Genomic DNA, 5,801 nt, shown 5'->3' on the forward strand with positions numbered 1-5,801 from the left:
CGTGCCGTATTGCGGCAGGGCGCCGGTGTTGAAGTGGCGCGGGTCTTCCTGGGGCGTGTCCATGAAGAACAGGGCCAGCGAGTGGTGTTCGGATTTGCTGACCAGTTCGAGGGTTTCGGCCCAGGGTTCTTCGTTGACGATGACCGGCAGGACTTGCGCCGGGAAGAATGGCCGGTTGTGGATCGGGATGATGTAGACCTTGTCCGGCAGGTTCTGGCCGGGCAGGGCGAGGCCTTTGCCGGAGGAGGTGTGTTCGATGTGTTCGGCTTCGGTGTAGTCGTCTGGGTTTTCCGGGAATTCTTGCTGGTCGCTCATGGGGCACCTGCGCAATGGGGTATGGGTCTTAGATGGGGCAGGCTTGGGGTGGTTTCAATGGGGGGGGTGTTTCTGTTTGTGTGTTCAGGGTTTTGACAGGGTTTCTCTGCACCTGGCGATCTTCTGAACGCCGCCCGCAAGGCGTTTGCACCCCTTGGGCTGGGCCTGTTCAGTACGGCGCAGAACGGCGGCATCCGACTGTAAAAAACCACCGGGCCGTGAAGCCCGGTGGTGGTTGGCAATGCGCAGTTCACGCCTGATGTTTATTTCACCTCGGTTAAATTCACATCATGGACCAGCATGTCGATCAGTTCCCGCAGGTATTTGAAACCCTCATCTTTTTTCTCCCAGCGATCAATGAACAGCAAGCCTTGGTCATTGATCTGGATCGGTGTCACAACGATGTCGCCGGTCTTGGATTTATGCACCAGACGGGGCCCACCTGTGCCTGTATGTTCGATCATGAACATCCCGGAGAGGGTCAGTTTGCTGCGGCTGACCGCCGGCGTCGGGGCTGGCGTTTGCGTTCCGGCGGTGGCCATGTTCATTCGAAAATCGCTGCGCAAGGCCCGGCTATCGACTCCGCGCCTGCCGGTCACCACTTCCCACATCCCGTGGTGGACACCTCTGGCCAGTTCCGCAGTGGTGTCGCGTACATGCAGACTGATCGCCGAGAGGGTATCGGCCAGACCCGGCACTCCCAGGTTGTAATTAGTGTGGGCATTGCCGATGAGGGCCATCCATTTATGCGGCCCGTGTGCCAGTTGGTCGGCTTCGATCACTTGGGTGGCGAAATAGCTGAACATCTCGTTTCGCGAGACGTCTTTGCCAGCCATACCCTGGAGGTGGTAGGACGCCGTGCAATCGAGTGCCCTGATACGGATCTGGTACTTGGCTGCCAACTGATAGACTTCTGTGTACGTATCGTTACCCTTATAGAGGGGCATGTGGCCACGGTCCTGAAGGTGCAGATAAGCCTTAAGTCTGTCCGGCATATGCTGTGTCCGATAAAAGATATCCAGATCGGCCTGGTGCAAATCGGTGAGCAGATGTTCCACGTATAGCGTGTCATACCCGGCTTGCTTGAGCGCCTTCATGTACTTTTTCAGCAGCGCTTTGCTCGACACGTCTGCATGGGCTTCGCCAATCAGCAGGTTCCAGTGTCCGTCGGCCAGTTGCTTCAAAAACGCGTCGAACGCGGTGTCTGAAGTGATTGGCGGGAGCGTGGCAGCTTCCGGGGGCGTGTAGTGGGCAAACGCGTCCCGGGACTTGTCCTGGAGCCGCTGGCGGTTGGCGATGAACGCATCGTATGCCTGTTTTTCATTGGGTAAGGTCGGGGAATAGCGTGAATCCATGCCGCGGGGTTGATGCAACATTTGCGCGATATCGTCACGCAGGGAGGGCGCAATATCGTATTCGCTGAAATGGTCGACAACGGAGACGCTCGCTATGGGCCTGGAGACGGGCTGAGGCGCCTTGTACGCCGTTGGCCATTGCACCCGATAATCGCCCCTGGCTGCCGCATCGCCGGCGATGGCCCCGGCTGAATCGAGGCCGATGCGTGCCGGCTGATCCAGTGCGACATCTTCCACGCGCACGGCAACAGCCGCGTGCAGGTCGGCCAGGCCGGGGGTGTTGTCGAAGGTGCTCATGCGTGATTGTTCGGTGAGGACCACCCAGCGCTCTTCAGGCGCATCGGCGATATCGGCGGCCAGCGTCTTGTGCGAATAGAAATTCCTCAGGGTGTTGCTGCGAGGGGTCAATGGCGAAACGTCGTCCAGTACCAGGGCGCCGTCCAGTTGGTAGCTGGTCGACGCATCCAGCGCATGGATTTTCAGACCCTTTTCGCGCGCGGTACGCACCAGTGCCAGATAAGAGAACGCCGCGTTTTCCTCATGTCCCAGCGCACGGTCGACGGCTTTAAGGTGTTTTTTGATGTGTCTCCAGGTTCCGCCCTTGTTCATTTTTTCCAGCTTGATATGGAAAACATCTCCCGCCAGGTATTCCACGTAAAGTCGCTTGAAGTCGTTGCTCGCGAGTGCGTCCAGATTGCTGATCAGCAATTGTTTGCTGGCGATCGAACCGGGCTGGGCGCCGATCACCAGGTTTTTCCCTTTGACGGTGTCGCTGGCGATCAACTGGGCAAATGACAGGTTGTCGGCAACTGGCGGGACTTCGGCGCGGGCTGGCAGCGGAGCACTTTCGGCGAAATGCGCGGTAGCGTCCGTGCTGAGCTTTTCGACCTGTTTCAGGTAGGCGCTGCGTGTCGAAGCGAGTTCCTCGACCACCAGGTCGGTACGGGGGGCTATATCGTACTGACTGCGCTGGAGGATGTTCTGCCGGATTTGCGGATTCATCACCGCTTCGATGTGCTGGTGGTATTTGCTTTCCACGCCATAGACCTTGTGCGGACCGGGTGTCTCGGGCACGGTCTGGTATTTGGGCGCGCCGCCGGCCAAGCCGCTGCGCACCATCACCCCGTCGGCGTTGCGCTCGGTCAGGATGCCGGTAGAAACAAGGTCGGCGGAATCCGGCTTGTGCCAATAGAGCAAGTAACGGCCGAATGGGTCGGGACTGTTGGGGGTAAAGTACAATTTGTTTTTGAAAAAGACCGCATGCATGCCATCCCATTCAGGTTCGGGTGCCCCTTGATTGATCACAGTCATGACAGCCTGTGGATCGTTGCTGACACTGGCGCTGGCGATGCGCTGACGCAAAGGCAGGCGCACGGCCTTGAGTGAACGCAGTGCCGGACGCAGGTCGGTCAGCAGCGCACCGGCGCTGTTGAACAGATAACCGAGAAAGTGCTGGAATGCTTCGCCATGGTCACCCTGGCGATACGCGTGCAGGCTGAGCATGGCGTCCTTGAAAGCCAGTAACAGGCCGCTGCTCAGGCTCAGCAGGGGAAACGGGGCAGTGGCGATGGCGGTGACCCATTCGACACAGGTCCAGACCAGACTGGCGATCATTTGCGCGCGGCGGGTAGTGGTGGCGTTAACGTCGTCGATCCGACGTTGCAGCTTCATGTCGTAAAGGGCCGCGCGCAGATCGCTGACCGCCGCGACCGTCCGGGTCGAGTCGTAAAGTGCGGGGCTGGCGGTGGTTTTATAGAGGTCTTTGGGCAGCCCTTTCTTGATGTTTTCAAGGTGCGTGCGAACCCTGTTCCGGGCGCTGGCGCCGACGCGCATGGTCAGGTATTCGAGCATGCCTGACTGCTGCTGAAGCAGGTAATTGAACAGCCGCGCTTCGCGAAAGGCGACGCCGTCGGGTGCGTCGGGTGTGTAGAGCAGCACCGGGTTGTCGCCATGGCCGAACAGCCACGCATCGATCACCCATTCGCCGTCGATCATCAAACGGTGAATCGGATAGGTCGTGCGGATGGCTCCGGAAGTCTGCTCCATGCTGTCGATACTCTGCTCCAGCCATTGCAGATCGCGGTTGGCGATATGGCCTTGCAGCTGGCATTCCAGCGCGGCGGTTTTCATCTGCAGCCGGGTAATGGCCAGGGTCGCGTTGCGCCTGAAGCCGTAGCCTCCGCTCGTCGAACTTTGCAGCTCAGCCTTGACCTTGTCGATGTAGCGCTGGCCGATCCAGACACCGGTGACCGAGCGTGCGACATTCTGTGCGGTCAGGTTGCTGATATCGACGCCCTCCGGGCCTCGAAAGCGGGCCGAGCGGGAAAACTTCTCATCGAAAAAACCCACGCCGTCGGCGTAGCCGTCGCGATAAAGCGTGGTGTAGGTCATCGGTTTTGGCGTCCACGCGTGCACGAGGGAGCTTGGCGAGAACGCCCAGACGGTATTCGGGTCGACATCGTTGGCCGTGCGTTTGAGCAATTGGTTCAAGCTGATTTTTGCTTGCTCGTGCACGTAGTCATCAAACGTCGGAAAGCGACTGCCCGACAAGGCGTGGTTGTCGAACGCGCGCAAGGCACCTTCGGCGTCTTGGCTCAGGGTCGTCAGCTTCCGGCGGTTGGCGGCGGTGGTCGAGCGATACCACGCCGGTGTACTGAAATCGTAGTCGTCGATCCGTGTGGCGAGCACATGTTCGGCCATCGCCCGCAGGCAATCGAGATGACTGCCGGTGCGATCGAAGGTGATCTTTTGATGTTCCAGTGCCTCAGGCTTGAAACTCAATCCGGACAATACGTGGCGCAGCTTTGCGCGAAAGCGCATGGGCGCACGGCTGATCAGGTAGCCGGTCATGCTCTCGGCGCCATCATTGTGTCTGGCCCAGCCAAGCAAGTGGGTCTGGCATTCGCGCTCACTGTCGAAGGCCTGGAATTGTTGCGCTCGCGGTGCCTCTGGCGTGCACAGCAATAGCCGTTTGAGCGCACCGCTTTCATCGTTCTGGCGCAGCACCCACAAGTCCTGCAACTGTGCGCCGTGCAGCGACAGGGCGGCGGCGTGCAGACGGGGATCGCTGCGGTCACGCAGACGCTGGATCAGTTGCAGGTCACTGTCGAGCAAGTACCCTTGCAGCACTGCCGTGTGAGCGAGGGCGACGATACGATGATCAAGCAACTGCTCGATGGCCGGTTTGATTGCGGGCTTGGCCAGCAGCGTCTTTTGCAACTGATTGAAGTCAATCCGCGGCTGCAGGTCCAGGGCTTGCCTGATCAGCCACGCCGGCGTTATGTCAGCGTAGGTTTCCGGCAGAGGCGCGTCATCGTAGGTGAGGCGGGTGTGGTTCAAAAACGCTGAGCCCGGTAATTCATCACCGGTGTGCGGGCCACGCAAGGACAGCTCGAGCAGACTGGATTGATGCACATAAACGCCGTAGCCCGGCACTTGACGTTCGGTCGAAAGGCTTAGCTTTTCCGGGTCGAGATCGTCGATTTCCAGGTCTTCGCTCAGGCGTTCCAGCCATTGCTGACGGGCCACACCCCTCAGGCTGCCAGCCGGTTCCATCAGGTCGAGCAGGTGTTGCCGCTTCTGCTGGTAGTTGCGCAGATGTAGCGCCAGTGTGGTTTTTTGCGCGGTGCTGGCGCTGCGGTACCAGTCGGGTGCGCTGTAGAGCAGGTGGCGTTCGAACAAGGTTTGCGCGCGTAACTCCAGGCGCGGCGTGAGATCCGGCAGGGCGCCGGCAATTGCGCTTTCCAGCGCGGTGAGCAATCGCGTGGGGTCTTGCTGCGGGTTATCGGCGAAGCTCAGGGCGCGCTCGATATCCTGCATGCGTTTTTCGATCAGCGCATCGTAGGTGTGTTCGAACAAGGGTTTGCTGTCGATCGGTGCGAGCAGCAGCGGCCAGATCCCCGCTGCGCCCACTGCGTGATAGCGCGTCGGCAGCATGTGCATGAACGCCTCCCTATCGCCTAGCTGGTTCAGGGACGAGCGCAACTGGTTGTCGAGGTCAGCAAGGGAGTTGAAGAACTCGATGCCTCTTGTCGGGGTGAACAGCAGGGCGTAACCCATGCTCTGGTCGGTTTGCAAGTCATTGACTCGGCGGGTGTCCTTTTCCATCACGACAAAGGCGCCGGCCAGCTC

General features: G+C 59.7%; 1 protein-coding gene and 1 pseudogene. Both read right to left on the minus strand.

What is annotated here, in order from left to right; all coding sequences use genetic code 11:
- Positions 1 to 315 (minus strand): annotated as a pseudogene (locus tag DBR24_RS33010) (endopeptidase La); the annotation flags it as partial.
- A gap of 263 nt (positions 316 to 578) precedes the next feature.
- The coding region (locus DBR24_RS20145; protein ID WP_256591677.1) for a membrane-targeted effector domain-containing toxin at positions 579 to 5,801 on the minus strand (5,223 nt) is incomplete at its 5' end.

It is taken from the genome of Pseudomonas sp. HMWF006, assembly GCF_003061205.1.
GTDB classification, from domain to species: Bacteria; Pseudomonadota; Gammaproteobacteria; order Pseudomonadales; family Pseudomonadaceae; genus Aquipseudomonas; species Aquipseudomonas monsensis.